Below are 245 nucleotides of genomic sequence, written 5' to 3' on the forward strand. Positions count from 1 at the left end.
GTTTTCACCATGCTGCGCCAGGTCATGTTAACAGCCGGTGCCGGGCTGGCAGAGGCCGCGACAGCAGACGGCGCCTCAGGCTGGTAGCCTTCCGGCGGGTTGTTGATAGTACAAGCCAGAGGGACAGCAACCAGCAGTACAGCCACACCAAGGATCAGGAAGCTCTGGTTAATACCGTAATCGGCAATCAGGGAAGATGTCAGCGGTGCCAGATACACGGCAGCCAGGCCAAAACCGGCCGCAAT

General features: G+C 59.2%; 1 pseudogene. It reads right to left on the reverse strand.

Features of this window, described 5'->3' with window-relative positions:
• Positions 1–245: pseudogene (locus ACYP03_RS27510) on the reverse strand (L-lactate MFS transporter); the annotation flags it as partial.

The organism is Photobacterium sp. R1, assembly GCF_054600795.1.